Raw genomic sequence first — 17,958 nt, forward strand, 5'->3', positions numbered from 1 at the left:
TTTTAATGTTTGAAAACAATGCAATCTGTAAACTACTGAACATAAAGTACCCGATTTTCCAGGGCGGTATGGCCTGGATCGGTACGGCAGAATTGGCTTCGGCTGTATCTAATGCCGGTGGTCTTGGTATCATCGGTGCTGGACACATGCCGCCAGATATTCTGCGTGCAGAGATTCAGAAATGCAAAGGCTGGACGGATAAACCGTTTGGTGTCAATATCATGCTTATGAGCCCGTATGTAAAAGAAGTCATGCAGGTCGTTATTGATGAGCGAGTTCCGGTCGTTACGACTGGTGCTGGCAACCCTGGTGAATATGTTCCGGCACTCAAGGAAATCGGTACCAAGGTTATTCCGGTTGTTGCTTCGGTAGCATTGGCTAAACGCTTGGTTCGCAGCGGTGCTGATGCCGTTATTGCTGAGGGCACGGAGTCTGGTGGTCATATCGGTGAGATTACGACGATGGCACTTCTGCCGCAGGTCGTTGATGCGGTGGATGTTCCGGTCATTGGTGCCGGTGGTATTGCCGATTCCCGTGGTGTAGCAGCAGCCTTTGCGCTTGGTGCCCAGGCTGTTCAGATGGGGTCCCGCTTCGTTATGAGTGAGGAATGCATTGCCCATCCGGACTACAAGAAAATGGTTAAACAGGCGAAGGATCGTTCCACGGTGGTTACGGGCCGTAAGCTTGGTCATCCAGCGCGTGTACTTGCGAACAAGCTCACGCGTAAGTTTGAGGAACTCGAAGCAGCTGGTGCTTCCAACGAAGAACTCGAGAAGCTTGGCGTAGGTTCGTTGCATCGTGCAACCCACGAAGGTGATGTCCAGAATGGTTCCGTCATGATCGGCGAAATCTCGGGCATGCTCAATGATATTAAACCGGTAAAACAGATTATTGAAGAAATCGTAGCTGGTCTGCCAAATGTTATCGACACGATTCAGCAGGATTGCAAATAATTGGAGGTAATTGACGGTGAGTAAACTTGCATTTGTATTCCCCGGTCAGGGAGCTCAGACGGTTGGCATGGGTAAAGATTTCTGCCAGCAGTATGACGTAGCAAAGAAACTGTTCCAGCAGGCTGATGAGGCACTTGGCTATTCCATCAAGGAGATGTGCTTTGAAGGGCCGGCAGAAGATTTGCAGCTGACGGCAAATACGCAGCCGGCAATTCTTACGATGAGCGTTATCGCTAATGAGATTCTCAAAGAACATGGCATCCAGCCGGATGTAACGGGCGGTCACAGCCTCGGTGAATATTCGGCACTGGTTGCTGCTGGTGTCCTGGATTTCCAGGATGCTGTTCTTCTCGTACACAAACGCGGTCAGTTCATGCAGGAAGCAGTACCGGTTGGTCAGGGCGGCATGGCAGCTATCATTGGCCTTGCCGATGAAGTCATTGTCGATGCTTGTGAGAAGGCAACCAAGACCGCTGGTGAAGTACAGGCGGTTAACTTCAACTGCCCAGGCCAGACAGTTATTGCTGGTACGACGGCAGGTGTTGAGGCAGCAGTTGAGACCCTCAAGGAGGCTGGCGCTAAGAAGGCAGTAATTCTGCCGGTATCGGCGCCGTTCCATTCCACGCTGATGAAACCGGCAGCTGAGAAACTCGCTGCCGAGCTTGACAAGGTCACGATTCGCGATGCCAAGATTCCAGTGGTTTCGAACTTCACGGGTGAACTCGAGACCAAGGCTGAGGAGATCAAAGCAAACCTCGTAGCTCAGGCAGATCATCCAGTAAAATGGATTGCCTGCGTCAATACGATGAAGGAGTTCGGGGCAGAGACCTTTGTTGAGGCTGGCCCGGGTAAAACCCTCTGTGGCTTCAACCGCCGGATCGACAAGGCTCTCAAGAGCATGAACGTAGAAAATCTGGAAAGTTTGCAAAAAACGCTTGACTATTTCAAGGAGGTCCGCTAATATGCTTTTAGACGGAAAGGTCGCACTAGTTACTGGTGCTTCGCGTGGCATTGGCCGTGCCATTGCAGTCCGCCTGGCAAGTGAGGGCGCTAAGGTAGCAATCAATTATGCCGGCAATACGGCTAAGGCTGAAGAGGTCAAAGCAGAAATCGAAAAGAACGGTGGCGAGGCAATTCTCGTTCAGGCTGACATTTCGAGCGCTGAGGCTGTCGATGCGATGATTGAAAAGGTCACAGAGTCCTTTGGACAGATTGATATTCTGGTAAACAATGCGGGCATCACTCGCGATGGGCTTCTCATGCGCATGAAGGATGAGGATTTCGAGGCAGTTATCAATACCAACCTTAAGGGTGTGTTCTACTGCACGAAGGCTGTTTCCAAGCTTATGATGAAGAAGCGCAGCGGACGCATTGTCAACATGGCATCGGTTGTCGGGCTCATGGGTAATGCCGGTCAGGCCAATTATGCCGCAGCGAAGGCAGGCGTTATCGGCTTCTCGAAGTCGGCCGCTAAGGAGCTGGCTGCTCGTGGCATTAACGTCAATGTTGTTGCGCCGGGATTCATTGCTACCGATATGACGGCAGCAATGACGGATAAAGCGAAAGAGGCCACGCTGGCAGGTATCCCCCTCAAGCGTATGGGCCAGCCGGAAGATGTCGCCAATGCGGTGCTCTTCCTGGTATCGGATTATGCATCCTATATCACGGGTCAGATCGTCAATGTAGACGGCGGCATGGTTATGTGATATAACTATATAGGAACTTTCATTTTAAGGAGGTGAAACTTCATGTCGACTTTTGAAAAAGTTAGAGATATCGTTGTTGAGCAGTTAGGTGTTGAGGCTGACGAGGTTGCACTCGAGTCTACCTTCATCGATGATTTAGGTGCTGACTCCCTGGATATCGTTGAGCTGATCATGGCTTTCGAGGAGGAATTCAATATTGAGATTCCGGACGAGGCTGCTGAGAAGATCAAGAGCGTTCAGGACGTAGTTTCCTACATAGACCAGAACAAATAAGTTTGAGCGTCTTACCTGTTTGAAAATCCCGTGAAGCTTGTTTCACGGGATTTTCTCAAGGTAGGATTGATTGGAGGAGTAACATTGAAACTTCCAGAGCTGAAAATTGGCAATAAGATCGCAAAAGTTCCTATCCAGCAGGGTGGTATGGCGATTCGCTTGTCAACGGCCCGTCTGGCGGCAGCTGTAGCGAACGAGGGCGGTATCGGCCTCATTGCCGCATCTGGTATGAGCCACGACGAACTGCGTTATGAAATCCGGCTCGCACGTTCGCTTACGTCTGGTATCATCGGCATCAATATCATGGTAGCAGCAGCAGATTTCGCCGGCGTTGTAAATACGGCGATTGAGGAAGGCATCGATCTTGTTGTAGCTGGTGCTGGTTTTTCCCGTGATATGTTTGCTCTCGGTAAAGAATCTGGAACGCCAATTGTTCCGATTGTTTCTTCCGTTAAATTAGCTAAAATTTCAGAGCGTCTTGGTGCAGCTGCCATTGTCCTCGAGGGCAAGGAAGCTGGTGGACATCTCGGTACGGATACGTCAGTACGTGACCTTATTGCAGATGTCAGCGCAGCGGTAAATATTCCAGTCATTGCGGCTGGTGGTGTACTGCATGGCCAGGACATCGTTGATTTGATAAAATTGGGCGCTGCAGGCGTCCAGATGGGATCCCGTTTTGCGGCTTGCGAAGAGTCTAATGCGGCTCCTGCACTCAAGGAATACTATCTGAAATCAAAACCAGAGGATATCGTGGTAATCCACAGTCCTGTTGGCCTTCCAGGACGTGCGGTCCGCACGCCGTTCTCGGCAAAAGTCATGGAGGGACCTGTCCCGCCGACGAAATGCGATGCCTGCCTCAAGGCATGCAAGCACAATTTCTGCATTATTCGTGCGCTTACGCGGGCACAGCAGGGCGATGTGGAGACCGGTCTGGTATTTACTGGCGAATATATGCCGAAGATTGATAAAATCATGACCGTTCACGAAATCTTTGAGCAGCTCAAGGCTGAAGCTGAGGCTGCCAACTGAGCAGACGTTTTCTAAACGACTAAATAATTGAGAGGAGCTATTCGTTTTGAGTAATCGTGTAGTAATCACTGGTCTGGGCGCAATCACCCCGATTGGTATGGGTAAGGAAGAATTCTGGAATGGTCTGATGGAAGGCCGTAATGGTATCGATAAGATTACCCGCTTTGATGCGTCGGAATACGGTGCACAGATCGCTGGTGAAGTTAAGGATTTCGATCCAGCTGCTTACATCGATAAAAAAGAAGCTAAACGCATGGACCGTTACACGCAGTTTGCTGTTGCAGCTGCTGGCATGGCTATTGACGATGCAAAACTCGATCTGGAAAAAGAGGATTTGGATCGTATTGGCACTTTCGTTGGCGCTGGTATCGGCGGTATCGAGACGATGCATTCCCAGTATGAAAAACTCTTTGCCAAAGGCCCAGGCCGCATCAGCCCGTTCTTCATCCCGATGATGATTGCCAACATGGCTGCTGGCCAGGTTTCCATCACGTACAAACTGCATGGTCCGTCCAGCTGCATTGTTACGGCTTGTGCTACGGGGTCCAACTGCATTGGTGATGCGTTCCGCGTTATCCAGCGTGGTGATGCAGATGTCATGATTGCTGGTGGTACGGAAGCTGCTATCTCTGAAGCTGCTGTTGCTGGTTTTGCCGCTATGAAGGCGCTTTGCATGGATCACAACGATGATCCGGCACATGCTTCCCGTCCGTTTGACAAGAACCGCAGCGGTTTCGTCATGGGCGAGGGCGCTGGTCTCGTAGTTCTCGAGAGCCTTGAACACGCAAAAGCTCGTGGGGCTCATATCTATGCTGAGGTTGTTGGCTATGGTGCTAACTCTGATGCATATCATATCACCAGCCCAGCTCCGGGTGGCGAATATCAGGCAAAATGCATGCAGGCAGCCCTGGATGATGCTGGCATGAAGGCTTCGGAGGTCGACTATGTCAATGCACATGGTACTTCCACGCATATGAATGATGAAGGCGAAACGATGGCAATTAAGTCTGTATGGGGCGAAGCTGCAAAAGACGTTTCCGTTTCTTCCATTAAATCCATGACGGGGCATCTGCTCGGTGCTGCTGGTGGTGTTGAGTGCATCGCTACGGCATTGGCTATCGAAAATGATATGCTGCCGCCGACGATGAACTATGAGACCCAGGATGAGGGACTTGATCTTGACTACGTTCCGAACAAGGCAAAAGCTAAGACGGTTCGTGCAGCTATGTCCAACAACTTCGGTTTTGGTGGTCACAATGCCTGCCTGCTGCTGAAAAAGTACGCAGAGTAATGGAGGCTGACGATGGAAAACATTCTGTCGGAAGAGCGCAAACAATCGCTTCGTGAGCTGGCAAAGAGGCTAGGAGTGGAGTTTCACAATTTAAACTTCCTTCAGCAGGCGCTGACTCATACATCCTACGCGAATGAATCCAAAGGAAACATCGTCCATAATGAACGTCTCGAGTTTTTAGGAGATGCTGTGCTGGAGCTTGCCTCCAGCACTTATCTTTATCAGCACTTTCCGCAGATGCCGGAAGGTCAGTTGACCAAGACCAGAGCCAGCATCGTTTGCTCAGCAACGCTGGCTAAGCTGGCTGCGGGGCTTCATCTAGGCGATTACCTGCTTTTAGGTCATGGCGAAGAGATGGGTGGCGGGCGTACGCGTCAGACAAATCTTGAGGATGCATTTGAATCCGTTATCGGAGCAATATATCTTGATCAGGGCTGGGAAGCAGCTCAGGCCTATGTATTGCGTCAGCTCGAATCGGAATTTGAACTTGTCAAACACGGGGCAATTTTAAAAGACTACAAGACTATCCTTCAAGAGGAAGTCTATCAACACGAGGGGCAAAGTGTTGTTTATGAACTGGTAGCAGAAGAAGGCCCAGATCATGATAAGAGCTTTACGTTTCAGGTCCGTATTACTGGACGAGTAATGGGACAGGGAACGGGGCACAGCAAAAAAGAAGCGGAACAGCACGCAGCCCGTGAAGCATTAGAAAAACTCAAGCTGAAATAAAAAAAGCGCAGGCAAAAGCTTGCGCCTTTTTTCTTGTGAGAAGAATAAAGGTTACGCGATCGTTTTGCCTATGGCAAAAGCGGGTCAGCAGCGTTATAATGAAGAAAATGGAAGGGGGAGTTTTATGCGGAAATTGACAATCCTTGGTACTGGATTCGCTATGGCGACAAAATGCTTCAATACGTGTTTCTTTTTAGAGCTGGAGGATGGCAGCTTGTTTTTGACCGATGCCGGTGGTGGCAACGGTATCCTTCGGCAACTCGAAGTTACTGGATTTGATTATCAGAAGTGTCATCATATGTTTGTGACACATGGGCATACGGATCATGTCCTCGGGGTTATTTGGATCATACGCAAAGTGGCAGATCTCATGAATAAGGGAAAATATAGCGGTTCGTTTCATATTTATTGCCATGATGTCGTCAAAGAAATGTTACAGACCATGACAAAGATGACATTGAAGAAAAAAGATTTTGCTCGGGTCGGAACAGATATCTTGATTCATGAACTGAAGGATGGTCAGAGTGTCGAGCTGGGGACGTTTAAGCTCACGGCATTTGATATCTTATCGACGAAGGCGAAGCAGTTTGGTTATTGCTTGAATTTTTCCGATGGGATGAAGTTTACCTGTCTGGGGGATGAGCCGTACAATGAACATGATCGGAAATATGCGGAGCAGGCAGACTGGCTGCTCGCAGAGGCCTTTTGTCAGTACAAGGACCGCGAGATTTTCAAGCCCTATGAAAAAAATCACAGCACGGTAAAAGAAGCCAGTGAGTTGGCAGAACAACTAGGGGTTAAAAATCTGGTGCTCTACCATACGGAGGATAAGCATCTAGATACCCGTAAACAGGAGTATTCGGCTGAGGCTGGAAAATATTATCATGGCAATGTCTATGTTCCTGATGATTTGGATGTAATTCCCTTATAAGAAAGAGCTGCATCAAGAGTGAGGAACTCTTGTTGCAGCTCTTTTAGTTCGCAAACATTTTTTCAACCAGTGAATTGAAATTAGAAATTGCATCACCGAGCTTGGCTTTTTCGGCTGCGGTGAGGTGTTGGATGCGTTCGGTAAAGCGTTTGCGGACAATTTCGTTTTGGTCATCGATGATTTGTTTTCCCGCCGGAGTCAGTGTTATGACAAAGCGGCGGCGGTCATTGATATCGGCTTGCTTTTGAACGAGCTTGTTTTTTACGAGTTTGTCGATAACGGTGGTCATCTGCTGTTTGGAAATCTTGAGAATGTGGCTGATTTCAGTAATCGAGACAGCTTCTTCGGTTAATACGACCATTAGAACACCAAATTGATTCAACGGAATAGGAACTTTAGTCTGTCGATAGAAGTTGTTATGTATGAGCATCAACGTTTCGATGAATTTTTGTGATACATTCGGCGTCGATATCGTTTCCATAATCGAAAAATTACCCCTTTAATTAAATAATCATTAAATCTTGGAGAATGGAGGCTTAGACGAAGTCATTTTCTTGACTTTTTCTTAGATATAATATACTATATATTTCATCGATAGTAAACATTTATTTACTATTTCATTGAAGCCATGCTTCTGTAGAGATGGGAATGGAATGTTTCATAGGCAGTGGAGGAGAAACTGTCTCTTTTGTTGTCTGTGCTAAAAGGAGGTTAATACTTTGTTTTTTGCGAAAAACAAGAAGACGAAGGCATTGATGATTGGCATTTCGCTAGCCATTTCTTCAAGCTTTATCGTGGCGGGCTGCGGGCAGAATAAACAGCAACAGCAGCAGGGAACCCAGGTAAAGGCCATGCAAGTGATTCAGCAGGATACGCCGCTGACTAGTGAATTTGCCGGTCAAATCGTGGGGAAAGATGAAGTAAAGGTCCAGTCCAAAGTATCGGGCAATGTCGTCGACAAGTATGTGACAGGCGGCCAATATGTAGAGGCGGGGCAGCCCCTCTACAAGATTGACTCGCGTCAGTACGAATCCGCTGTTTTGCAGGCCCAGGCAAATCTGTCGCAGTCCCAGGCAACGCTCAGCAATGCCGTAACGGACTTGGGCCGCTATCAGCAGCTGCTTTCTGCCCAGGCGATTTCTGAGCAGACGGTTGCCAATCAGCAGGCAAATGTCAATGCCTATAGCGCTGCGGCAGCTGCCAATGACGCGCTGTTGCGCAAGGCCCAACAGGATCTTGCCGATACGGTGATTTATGCACCGATGAGTGGTCAGTTGTCCGTCGATGATGTCGCCGTGGGCACTTTTGCGGCTGCTGGCAGTACCAATTTGGTTACGATTGGTTCTTCGAATCCGGTGTTTGCACAATTCAGCATTTCCGAGAGCGATTATCTGAAGTTCTCGAATTATGCTGCTTCGCAGAATGGCAATGGTATGTCGCCGACGGTATCCATCACACTTTCCGATGGTACCCAGTATCCCATTGAGGGAAAGATTGTCCAGACAGACCGCGCGCTGTCCTCCAACACTGGCACGCTGACGGTCAAGGCACTTTTTGATAATCCAGATGGATTGCTGCTGCCGGGAATGTTTGCACGCATTCGCTTGTCGGGAGAGATCGTTCCTAACGCAATTCTCGTTCCGCAGCGTGCGGTACAGCAGCTTTTGGGCAAATCTTTTGTCATGGTGGTTGGCGAAGACGGCAAATCGGAAGCGCGCACGGTAACGCTGGGCGATAAAGTCGGCAGTTATTACATTATTAAAGATGGTCTGACGGCGGCCGATGTTGTCGTTGTCGAGGGCTTGTCGAACCTGCAGGAGGGCATCACGCTTGCGGTTACCATGGTCACGCCAGATGATATGGGCTTCTCCTTGACTACGGATGATAGCAAATTTGATGCGAATGAGATTGCAACTTCTGATTCGAACAAGTAAGGGGGCGGCATCTTGTCAAAATTCTTTATACACCGCCCGATATTTGCTATCGTCATTTCCATAATCATTGTCATTGTTGGTGTACTGGCAGCGTTCCAGCTGCCGATTGCCCAATATCCACAGATTTCGCCGCCGACGGTATCGGTAAGTACCACGTATACGGGTGCGAATGCCTCGGTTGTCAATGAGACGGTAGCGCAGATTGTCGAGCAACAGATTAATGGTACGCAGGGCATGGATTATATGTCCTCGAATTCGGATGATACAGGCCGCTATAGCCTGAAAGTCGTATTTGAGACAGGTACTGATGGTGATATGGATGCCGTCAAGGTACAGAACAATGCGGCAACGGCAACCGCCAGCCTGCCTTCGGATGTACAGACGGTTGGTCTTACGACGCGTAAGTCTTCCAATGATATGGCTTATATGCTTTCGCTGTATTCGCCAGATGGCACCTACGATCGTGCTTTTATGAAGAACTACGCAGATATTTATCTGCTGGATGAGTTAAAGCGCGTTCCAGGCGTCGGCGACGTCCAGATCTTTGGTTCGGACTATGCGATGCGGGTATGGCTTAATCCGGATAAGCTCGCAGAGCTCAACCTCACGGTAGCCGATGTCACGTCGGCAATCAAAGAACAGAATGTCCAGGCTCCGGCTGGTACGGTTGGTGCAATGCCAGTCAACAACGGTCAGGAGAAGCAGTATACTGGTAAAATTGCTGGCCGTTTGGTAACGCCAGAGGAGTTTGGCAATGTTATCCTGCGTTCGGATAATGGAAAGTTTGTCCGTTTGAAGGACGTTGCCCGCGTTGAGACGGGGGAGAAGTCCAGTTCGATTGTTTCAAAATTCAACGGCTATCCTTCGGTAGGTTTCGGTATTAACCTGACCAGTGATGCCAATGCGATGGAGACAGTAGCTGGCGTTCGCAAAGTTTTGGAAAAGGCAGAGCCGAACTTGCCGCCAAACCTCAAGATGTCGCAGATTTTCGACTCGACGAATTACATCAAGGCATCGATTAAAGAGGTTTTGGAGACGTTCCTCGAGGCTTTGGCACTGGTCGTTCTCGTTATTTTCTTGTTCTTGCAGAATTGGCGGGCGACAGTCATCCCGCTGTTGGCCGTTCCGGTATCCCTCATTGGTACCTTGGCTGCTTTTATCGTATTGGATTTCTCTATCAATACGTTGACACTGTTTGCTATGGTGTTGGCGATCGGCCTGGTTGTCGATGATGCTATCGTCGTAATCGAAAACGTCGAGAAGCATATGGAAGAAGGCTTGGAACCGATTGATGCAACGGAGCGGGCAATGGATGAAGTCCAGGGGCCGGTTGTGGCTATCGCTTTCGTTCTTGCCGCCGTATTTGTGCCAGTCGCCTTCCTCGGTGGCATGACTGGTGTGCTGTACAAACAGTTCGCGTTAACGATTGCTGTTTCTATGGCTCTGTCGGCTTTCGTCGCCTTGACGCTGACGCCGGCACTTTGTGCGATGATTCTCAAACGTCATGAAGAAAAAGACGATGAGGGTGCGCTGGGAAGATTCTTTGTGAAGTTCAATAACTGGTTTGAACGCACCAAACGCGGTTATATGGGGATCGTTGCCAAGTTTATCCGCCGTACGCGGTTGGCGATTTTATTCATGGTCATCGTCTGCATTGCCGCTGGTGCCGTGTACAAGATTATGCCATCGACCTTCGTTCCCAGCGAAGACCAGGGCTATCTCTTTACGGTAGTCCAATTGCCTGAGGGCACGTCGATGAACCAAACCCAGAAATCCATTGACAAGGTAGCGAAAGCAGCTATGGAAAATGTCGATGGGGTAGAGAACGTCATGGCTATCACAGGCTTTGATATCTTGTCTGGCGGCGCTAAGCCAAGTGCAGGTATGGTCGTCCTGGGGATGAAAGACTGGAGTCAGCGTACGGCTCCGGGAACCTCGGTTGATGCCGCTGTCGGAAAAATGTTTGGCCTGGGGGCAAAGGTAGCTCCGGAGGCAACGGTCATCGCCATGAATCCGCCGGCTTTGCCAGGCCTTGGTTCAGTAGGCGGTTGGTCGCTGGAACTTCAGGATATGTCCGGTCATACGGATAAAGAGCTCTCGGATATCACGAACAAGATTGTAGCAGCAGCTAATCAACGGCCGGAACTTCAAGGTGTCCGTACGACGTTTAAGATGACGGCGCCGAGTTATGAATTTGAAATTGACCGCGAACGCGTCAAACAGTTAGGGGTACAGCTTTCGGATGTATTCACTGCGATGCAGGTCAACTTTGGTGGTACGCAGGTCAATGACTTTAACCAGTTTGGTCGTTCGTATAAGGTAATGCTTCAGGCCGATACACAGTATCGCAGTGAAGCAGATGCTGCGAAGTTTATCTTCGTCAAGAGCAGCAGTGGTACGATGGTTCCGCTGGATACGCTATTGAAACCGAAACTCAGCTCGGGACCGACGTCGATTTCCCGTTTCAATGGGGCACGTTCGGTCACGATTCAGGGTAACGCTGGCCAGGGATATTCTTCCGGTCAGGCTATGGCAGCGATTCAGGAAATCGTTAAGCAGAATACCGATAATGGTTTCAATATCGAGTGGTCCGGTCAGAGCCGTGAGGAATCGAAGGCATCGAGTTCAACGCTTCAGGTCTTAGGTTTGGCCTTGGTGTTCGTGTTCCTCTGCTTGGCAGCACTTTACGAGAGCTGGAGCGTACCGTTTGCGGTATTGCTTACGGTACCGACTGGTATCATGGGCGCATTGGTTTCCGAGTATGGTCTTTCCATGCTGGAGGCAATGTTTGGCCATGTAAATGCTGGCCTTCAGAATAGCGTCTACATGCAGATCGGTATCATCATGATTATCGGTCTGGCTGCTAAGAACGCTATCCTGATCGTTGAGTTTGCGAAGGTTCGTGTGGACCGTGGTATGGAGCCGGTAAAGGCAGCGATTGAAGCTGCAGGCTTGCGTTTGCGTCCAATTCTTATGACGTCGTTTGCTTTCATCATTGGTTGTTTGCCGTTGGCTGTTGCCAGCGGTGCTGGTGCGGCAGCGCGTAATGGTATGGGCGTAGCCGTTGTAGGCGGTATGCTCTTTGCGACGGTCTTGGGAATTTTCCTGATTCCGGTATTCTTTGTCGCTATGGAATGGATCGCAGCAAAGCTGGGAATGTTCAAACAACAGAAAAAGAAAACAACGGCCGATTACATGTAATCCAGCCAGGAATTGTTACTTCCCCTCTCCTTGGAGAGGGGAAGTTTTTTCGTTATCGGTTCGAAAATAGTCCTTGCAAAAAGAACGGTTGTTTTATATAATAGCTAAAGAGATAAAACGTGAACGTGAAAGGAGCGGATATACGGATGGCAACGGATAAAAAGGAAGCATTGGCCAATGCGCTGAAACAGATTGAGAAAGATTTCGGCAAGGGATCCATCATGCGCCTTGGTGATGCGAAGGCAAATATGAATGTGGAGGTTATTTCCACAGGTATTTTGCCATTGGATGTTGCATTGGGTGTAGGCGGTGTTCCCCGTGGCCGTATCATTGAGGTATATGGGCCGGAGTCGTCTGGTAAGACGACGGTCACGCTGCATATGATTGCTGAAGCTCAGAAGGCAGGCGGTATTGCTGCATTCATCGATGCAGAGCATGCCTTGGATCCAGTCTATGCGCAAAAACTTGGTGTCAATATCGATGATTTGCTGATTTCACAGCCGGATACTGGGGAACAGGCATTGGACATTGTCGATGCACTGGTACGCAGTGGTGCCATCGATATTATCGTTGTCGACTCAGTAGCTGCGCTGGTACCGAAGGCAGAAATTGAAGGAGAGATGGGCGACAGCCATGTAGGTCTTCATGCCCGCCTCATGAGCCAGGCAATGCGTAAATTAACGGGTATCATCAGCAAAAGTCAGACGGTGGCTATCTTCATCAACCAGATTCGTGAGAAGGTTGGTGTTATGTTCGGCAATCCGGAGACTACAACCGGTGGCCGCGCACTGAAATTCTATTCTTCGGTTCGACTGGATGTACGCAAAATCGATAAGATCACGCAGGGGCAGGATGTCGTGGGAAGCCGTACGCGCATCAAAGTCGTGAAAAATAAAGTTGCCCCGCCGTTCAAGATGGCAGAGTTCGATATCATGTATGGCGAAGGTGTCTCCAAGATGTCCAGCATCATTGATATGGGTGTTGAGATGGATATTGTCGATAAGAGTGGTGCTTGGTTCTCGTATGAGGGCACGCGACTCGGCCAGGGTAAAGAAAATGCGAAACAGGCTTTGCGGGAGCAGCCAGAGCTCTGTGCAGAGATTGAGGCGAAGATTCGCGCGAAACTGTTGGCGTCTCAGGAGATTTTAGAGGCGGAGGAGCAGCCCGAAACACCGGAAACTGAGGCGTAAGGAATCGTGTGGCGTTATAGACAGGGCGGCGACGATGAGGCGGCAGAAGAAAAAAAGCGTCCTCGCAAGCCTAAGAAGACAGCGCTTATGGCAGCGGTCGATTTGTTAGCCCGTCAGGAGCAAAGTGAAAATAAACTGCGCGAAAAGTTGACGCGAAAGGGGTACGAAGCAGAGGAGATCGATCAGGCAATCACGCGCCTGGTGGAAATGCGCTACCTTAATGATGCGGATGCCTGTGCCCGGCAGTTTGCGTTTCTTTACGAGGAAAGCCGCAGCTCCGTGCGGCAGATTTGTGTCAAGTTGATGCAGCGAGGATTTGAGTCGTCGTTGGTGAAATCCTGTATCCCTGCGGATACGTTTGAACGTGAAACCGCAGCGGCCTTGCGGGTATTGTCGCTAAAGTTTAAGCCATCGGCGGACCGGCAGAAGATGATGGCAAATCTCTATCGCAAGGGGTTTGATTCTTCGGCAATTCGGGCTGCCGTTGATCGATTCTGCCAAGAAGACATATCGGATTGAAAAAAGCCTTGGGCCTATGGAAAGCGCCCAAGGCTTTTAAAATAGAGTCGCTTATGATATAATCGTTAAAAAGCTTTACACGTCTATGTACTTAGAGGAGGAACAAATTTTGAGCAAGCCTGCCAATGAAATGATTCTGGTTCTGGATTTTGGTGGCCAGTACAACCAGCTGATTGCGCGCCGTGTCCGTGAGAACCATGTCTATTGTGAGGTTCATCCGCATACACTGAGTCTGGATAAGATTCGCGAGATGGCACCGAAGGGCATCATCCTGACCGGCGGTCCGAACAGTGTCTACAAAGAAGATTCGGCCAGCTGCAGCCCGGAACTTTTCGAACTGGGCATTCCGGTCATGGGCATCTGCTATGGTTCGCAGCTCATGTCGCATCTTTTGGGCGGCAAGGTCGCGACGGCACCGACGAGTGAGTATGGCAAGACGGAAGTCACGATTGCGAAGCAGGATTCGAAACTTTTCCAGGGCGTTGACGAGAAAACGATTTGCTGGATGAGCCATACGGACTACATTGCAGAGGCACCGGCAGATTTCGTGGTAACGGCTTCGACACCGGTATGCCCCGTGGCGGCTATGGAAAACGCAGCTAAGAAGCTCTACGCGACCCAGTTCCACCCCGAAGTCATGCATACGGTACAAGGCAAGACGATGCTCAAGAATTTTGTCTATGAAGTTTGCGGCTGTGCTGGCGAATGGAAGATGGATTCCTTCGTCAAGAAGACGGTCGAAGAGCTCAAGGCCAAAATCGGCAATGGCCGTGCGCTTTGTGCCCTGTCGGGCGGTGTGGATTCCTCGGTAGCAGCGGTTCTCCTCTCGAAGGCTATCGGCAAGCAGCTGACTTGCGTATTCGTCGATCACGGTCTGCTGCGCAAGGATGAAGGCGATCAGGTCGAGGCGGTATTTGGCCCGAATGGTTCGTATGATGTCAATTTTATCCGCGTCAATGCGAAAGATCGCTTCTATGCTAAATTGGCTGGTGTCACGGAGCCAGAGCAGAAACGCAAGATTATCGGTGAAGAATTCATTCGCGTATTCGAGGAAGAGGCAAAAAAAATTGGTGCTGTCGACTATCTCGTACAGGGAACGATTTATCCGGATGTCATCGAAAGTGGTCTGGGCAAATCGGCTGTCATCAAATCGCACCACAACGTTGGCGGTTTGCCAGATTTCGTCGATTTCAAGGAAATCGTCGAGCCGCTGCGGTTGCTATTCAAGGATGAAGTCCGTGCTGCTGGCCGCGAGCTCGGCATTCCCGAGTATCTCGTCAACCGCCAGCCATTCCCAGGCCCGGGACTTGGCATCCGCATCATCGGTGAGGTGACGGAGGAGAAGGTCAAGATCGTCCAGGAGGCTGATGCCATCTATCGCGAAGAGGTGGCAAAAGCTGGAGCTGACAAGAACCTTGGCCAGTATTTTGCAGCGCTTACGAACATGCGCAGTGTCGGCGTCATGGGCGATGGCCGTACCTATGACTATGCGATTGCCCTTCGTGCGGTTATGACGAGTGACTTCATGACGGCAGAGAGCGCACAGCTTCCTTGGGAAGTCTTGCAGAAGACCACGACGCGTATCGTCAACGAGGTCAAGGGCGTCAACCGCGTTCTCTACGATTGCACGGGCAAACCGCCAGCAACGATTGAGTTTGAATGATAACCCCTTTACAAATAAAACAAAATGCCGTATAATATATTTTGTTCGGGACGTAGCGCAGTTTGGTAGCGCGCTTCCTTGGGGTGGAAGAGGTCGTGGGTTCAAATCCCGTCGTTCCGACCATTATATGATATTAAAAAGTGATTCAGCCTTGGCTGAATCACTTTTTTCGAATGGTGAATCATGTAGGATGAGGTGATACGGGTGATTAAGGATTACTATGAGTTGTTACAGGTACATCCGAAAGCGTCAGCGGATATTATAAAGAAAGCCTACCAGACTTTAGCAAAAAAATATCATCCGGACTTATCGAAGCTGCCGCCGGAAGAAGCCAGCCGGCATATGAGTGAGCTGAATGAAGCCTATCGGATTTTGTCGGATCCGGCAGCGCGCGGCCAATATGATGCGGCAAGGCTGCAGGAACAGCACAAGGTGCGGGAACTGCCACGAGAGCATCATGCGGTACATCAGGAAACAATTCCGCCGCGCTCAGCCCGTAGACATTTAAGCAAGAAGCATCATGATGAAAATTTGCATAATTTTGCTGCGGGCAAAATCAAATATGTTCTTGCCGGCTTAATCGTGCTTTTAGGTGGGGCTTTGGTGTGGTTCTTTTGGGGGACTGATGATGATAATGAAGTACATTACAAAAGTTTGAAGGGAAATCCAGCGGTAGAGGAGCGATCGCGGGAAAGCAATAACCCTGCGTATGTTCCTGCTCCATCGTATGATTCCAATGACGAGAAACTCCATCCGGGAAATTCGAAGGGAAATGGCAAGGCAGAAGACGATACTTCGGGCGGTTCGGTGCTGATCGATGGCAAACAGAGCGTCCCTGAGGGATCCAAAGAAAAGAATCCAGAACCTCGTAATGAGTTGAAGGATCGGTCGGGAAATCAACCTTTGAGTGATGGTGAAACCATTGATGTCGGGGAAAAACTTTGAAAGGAAGTAATATATGAGCATATTGAACGTATCCCATTTATCGCATAGCTATGGAGGCCGTGAGATTTTTGAGGATGTTAGTTTTCGCTTATTGAAAGGTGAACATGTTGCCTTGGTGGGCGCTAATGGAGAGGGAAAATCTACGTTTCTATCCATTATCACCGGTCAGCTTACGCCAGATGCGGGAACGATTGAATGGGCCAAACGCGTTAAGGTTGGCTATCTTGACCAGCATGCAATACTCAAAGCCGGCATGACGATTCGCGATACCCTCCGGACGGCTTTTGAAGATATGGTACAGGCGGAACAGGAAATGCTGGCTGCTTATGATAAGATGGGAGATGCGACGCCAGAAGAAGTCGATAAGCTCATGAAGGATGTCGGCGATATCCAGGATATGCTGGAGGCGGGCAGTTATTATACGCTCGATGCGCGGATTGAAGAAGTGTCTGCGGGCCTCGGCCTTCGTGACATTGGCCTTGATCGTACCGTTGATGAACTTTCGGGCGGACAGCGCACGAAGGTGCTACTCACAAAACTTTTGCTTCAGAATCCGGAAATCCTGATTCTCGATGAGCCGACGAATTATCTTGATGTGGAGCATATCAACTGGCTGACAAATTATCTGCAGAATTATGAGAATGCCTTTATTCTCGTTTCCCATGATGTGCCGTTCCTCAATGCGGTTACCAATGTAATCTATCATGTCGATAATTTGAGCTTGGACCGCTATACGGGAAGCTATGAGAAATTTGAGGAAATGGCTGCGTTAAAACGCCGGCAGGAAGAAGCTGCGTATGAGCGCCAGCAGGCAGAAATCAAGAAAGAACAGGACTTTATCCAGCGTAATAAGGCGCGGGTGGCAACGCGCGGGATGGCAAACAGTCGTCAAAAACGTCTCGATAAAATGGAAGTCCTGACGAAACGTCAGGAAAAGCCGAAACCGCATTTTCATTTTCAATCGGATCGAACTCCATCGCGATTTGTCATCGAGGGCAAGCGACTGGTGCTGGGGTATGATACTCCGCTTACGAATCCAGTGGATATCCGGGTGGAGCGCAACAAGAAGATTGCGATTCGGGGAACGAATGGTTTAGGTAAATCCACGTTGCTCAAAACCATGTTAGGGATGATTCCTGCTATTTCTGGCAATGTGGAATTGGGCGAGTTTGTTTCGGTTGGCTATTTTGAGCAGGAAAGCGCTTCGGGAAATTCGAATACGGCATTGGAAGAGCTGTGGCAGGATTACCCAGGTATGAGCAACTTTGAAGTCCGGGCGGCACTGGCTTCATGCGGCCTGACCAATGAGCATATCACCACGAAGATGATGGCACTTTCGGGTGGTGAAGCGGCCAAGGTCCGTCTCTGCAAAATCATGCAGAAGCCAGTCAATCTGCTGGTTCTCGACGAGCCTACGAATCATTTGGATGTGGAGGCCAAAAAAGAACTCAAGCGGGCGATCAAAGAGTATAAGGGAACAGTTTTGTTGGTTTCCCATGAACCAGATTTTTACGAGGATATCGTGGATTCGGTTTGGAATATTGAAAACTGGTCAACCAAGATCATTTGACCGTAGCAGGAAAATGATCATAAA

At 49.5% G+C, this 17,958-nt stretch carries 16 protein-coding genes and 1 tRNA gene; 16 read left to right on the forward strand and 1 reads right to left on the reverse strand.

The window, feature by feature from the left end; translation table 11 throughout:
* Positions 1 to 5: 5 nt before the first annotated feature.
* The 8 genes from fabK (at position 6) to T504_RS0107120 (ending at position 6,912) form a co-directional block, all read left to right on the forward strand.
* Positions 6 to 953 (forward strand): enoyl-[acyl-carrier-protein] reductase FabK, encoded by a 948-nt coding sequence (gene fabK / locus T504_RS0107085; protein WP_033170371.1) that lies wholly within the window; start codon positions 6 to 8, stop codon positions 951 to 953.
* A gap of 16 nt (positions 954 to 969) precedes the next feature.
* A complete protein-coding gene (gene fabD, locus T504_RS0107090) occupies positions 970 to 1,914 on the forward strand; it encodes an ACP S-malonyltransferase (RefSeq protein ID WP_033170372.1) in 945 nt (314 codons plus the stop codon).
* A gap of 1 nt (position 1,915) precedes the next feature.
* Complete coding sequence (gene fabG, locus T504_RS0107095) at positions 1,916 to 2,659, forward strand: 3-oxoacyl-[acyl-carrier-protein] reductase (protein ID WP_033170373.1); 744 nt, start codon at positions 1,916 to 1,918, stop codon at positions 2,657 to 2,659.
* Positions 2,660 to 2,701: 42 nt separating this feature from the next.
* Positions 2,702 to 2,932 carry an acyl carrier protein gene (locus T504_RS0107100; protein ID WP_033170374.1) on the forward strand — a complete coding sequence of 77 codons (231 nt, stop codon included), beginning with the start codon at positions 2,702 to 2,704 and terminating at the stop codon, positions 2,930 to 2,932.
* Positions 2,933 to 3,016: 84 nt separating this feature from the next.
* Positions 3,017 to 3,961 carry an NAD(P)H-dependent flavin oxidoreductase gene (locus T504_RS0107105; RefSeq protein ID WP_033170375.1) on the forward strand — a complete coding sequence of 315 codons (945 nt, stop codon included), beginning with the start codon at positions 3,017 to 3,019 and terminating at the stop codon, positions 3,959 to 3,961.
* A gap of 46 nt (positions 3,962 to 4,007) precedes the next feature.
* A complete protein-coding gene (gene fabF / locus T504_RS0107110; protein ID WP_033170376.1) occupies positions 4,008 to 5,252 on the forward strand; it encodes a beta-ketoacyl-ACP synthase II in 1,245 nt (414 codons plus the stop codon).
* A gap of 12 nt (positions 5,253 to 5,264) precedes the next feature.
* Positions 5,265 to 5,981 carry a ribonuclease III gene (gene rnc, locus T504_RS0107115; protein ID WP_033170377.1) on the forward strand — a complete coding sequence of 239 codons (717 nt, stop codon included), beginning with the start codon at positions 5,265 to 5,267 and terminating at the stop codon, positions 5,979 to 5,981.
* A gap of 124 nt (positions 5,982 to 6,105) precedes the next feature.
* Entirely contained in the window at positions 6,106 to 6,912 is an 807-nt protein-coding gene (locus T504_RS0107120) for an MBL fold metallo-hydrolase (protein ID WP_033170407.1), read from the forward strand.
* A 43-nt stretch (positions 6,913 to 6,955) separates the two neighbouring features.
* Here the strand turns inward: T504_RS0107120 and T504_RS0107125 are convergent, their stop codons facing one another.
* Positions 6,956 to 7,393: a MarR family winged helix-turn-helix transcriptional regulator gene (locus T504_RS0107125; RefSeq protein WP_033170378.1), complete on the reverse strand. Its 438-nt coding sequence runs from the start codon at positions 7,391 to 7,393 to the stop codon at positions 6,956 to 6,958.
* Positions 7,394 to 7,667: 274 nt separating this feature from the next.
* Here T504_RS0107125 and T504_RS0107130 point away from each other — a divergent pair, with 274 nt between their 5' ends.
* The 8 genes from T504_RS0107130 (at position 7,668) to T504_RS0107165 (ending at position 17,934) form a co-directional block, all read left to right on the forward strand.
* Positions 7,668 to 8,846: an efflux RND transporter periplasmic adaptor subunit gene (locus T504_RS0107130; RefSeq protein WP_033170408.1), complete on the forward strand. Its 1,179-nt coding sequence runs from the start codon at positions 7,668 to 7,670 to the stop codon at positions 8,844 to 8,846.
* A gap of 12 nt (positions 8,847 to 8,858) precedes the next feature.
* Entirely contained in the window at positions 8,859 to 12,047 is a 3,189-nt protein-coding gene (locus T504_RS0107135; protein WP_033170379.1) for an efflux RND transporter permease subunit, read from the forward strand.
* A 146-nt stretch (positions 12,048 to 12,193) separates the two neighbouring features.
* Positions 12,194 to 13,237 carry a recombinase RecA gene (recA, locus tag T504_RS0107140; protein WP_033170380.1) on the forward strand — a complete coding sequence of 348 codons (1,044 nt, stop codon included), beginning with the start codon at positions 12,194 to 12,196 and terminating at the stop codon, positions 13,235 to 13,237.
* Between the two features lie 87 nt (positions 13,238 to 13,324).
* Complete coding sequence (locus T504_RS0107145) at positions 13,325 to 13,756, forward strand: regulatory protein RecX (RefSeq protein WP_081823400.1); 432 nt, start codon at positions 13,325 to 13,327, stop codon at positions 13,754 to 13,756.
* A gap of 85 nt (positions 13,757 to 13,841) precedes the next feature.
* Complete coding sequence (gene guaA / locus T504_RS0107150; protein ID WP_051635251.1) at positions 13,842 to 15,419, forward strand: glutamine-hydrolyzing GMP synthase; 1,578 nt, start codon at positions 13,842 to 13,844, stop codon at positions 15,417 to 15,419.
* Positions 15,420 to 15,465: 46 nt separating this feature from the next.
* Positions 15,466 to 15,542, forward strand: a tRNA-Pro gene (locus T504_RS0107155).
* 81 nt (positions 15,543 to 15,623) lie between these two features.
* A complete protein-coding gene (locus T504_RS13860; protein WP_051635252.1) occupies positions 15,624 to 16,364 on the forward strand; it encodes a J domain-containing protein in 741 nt (246 codons plus the stop codon).
* 13 nt (positions 16,365 to 16,377) lie between these two features.
* The gene (locus T504_RS0107165) at positions 16,378 to 17,934 is read left to right on the forward strand and encodes an ABC-F family ATP-binding cassette domain-containing protein (RefSeq protein WP_033170382.1); all 1,557 of its coding nucleotides are present in this window, start codon (positions 16,378 to 16,380) and stop codon (positions 17,932 to 17,934) included.
* The last annotated feature ends 24 nt before the right edge of the window (positions 17,935 to 17,958 follow it).

Origin of the sequence: Selenomonas sp. ND2010, assembly GCF_000702005.1 — a bacterium.
Classification (GTDB): domain Bacteria; phylum Bacillota; class Negativicutes; order Selenomonadales; family Selenomonadaceae; genus Selenomonas_A.

Coding starts and splice junctions, on each gene's coding strand:
- T504_RS0107120 (WP_033170407.1), top strand. CDS start 6,106: ATGCGGAAATTGACAATCCTTGGTACTGGATTCGCTATGGCGACAAAA.
- fabK (WP_033170371.1), top strand. CDS start 6: ATGTTTGAAAACAATGCAATCTGTAAACTACTGAACATAAAGTACCCG.
- T504_RS0107165 (WP_033170382.1), top strand. CDS start 16,378: ATGAGCATATTGAACGTATCCCATTTATCGCATAGCTATGGAGGCCGT.
- T504_RS0107145 (WP_081823400.1), top strand. CDS start 13,325: ATGGCAGCGGTCGATTTGTTAGCCCGTCAGGAGCAAAGTGAAAATAAA.
- T504_RS0107130 (WP_033170408.1), top strand. CDS start 7,668: ATGATTGGCATTTCGCTAGCCATTTCTTCAAGCTTTATCGTGGCGGGC.
- fabG (WP_033170373.1), top strand. CDS start 1,916: ATGCTTTTAGACGGAAAGGTCGCACTAGTTACTGGTGCTTCGCGTGGC.
- recA (WP_033170380.1), top strand. CDS start 12,194: ATGGCAACGGATAAAAAGGAAGCATTGGCCAATGCGCTGAAACAGATT.
- T504_RS0107100 (WP_033170374.1), top strand. CDS start 2,702: ATGTCGACTTTTGAAAAAGTTAGAGATATCGTTGTTGAGCAGTTAGGT.
- guaA (WP_051635251.1), top strand. CDS start 13,842: ATGTACTTAGAGGAGGAACAAATTTTGAGCAAGCCTGCCAATGAAATG.
- T504_RS0107125 (WP_033170378.1), bottom strand. CDS start 7,393: ATGGAAACGATATCGACGCCGAATGTATCACAAAAATTCATCGAAACG.
- rnc (WP_033170377.1), top strand. CDS start 5,265: ATGGAAAACATTCTGTCGGAAGAGCGCAAACAATCGCTTCGTGAGCTG.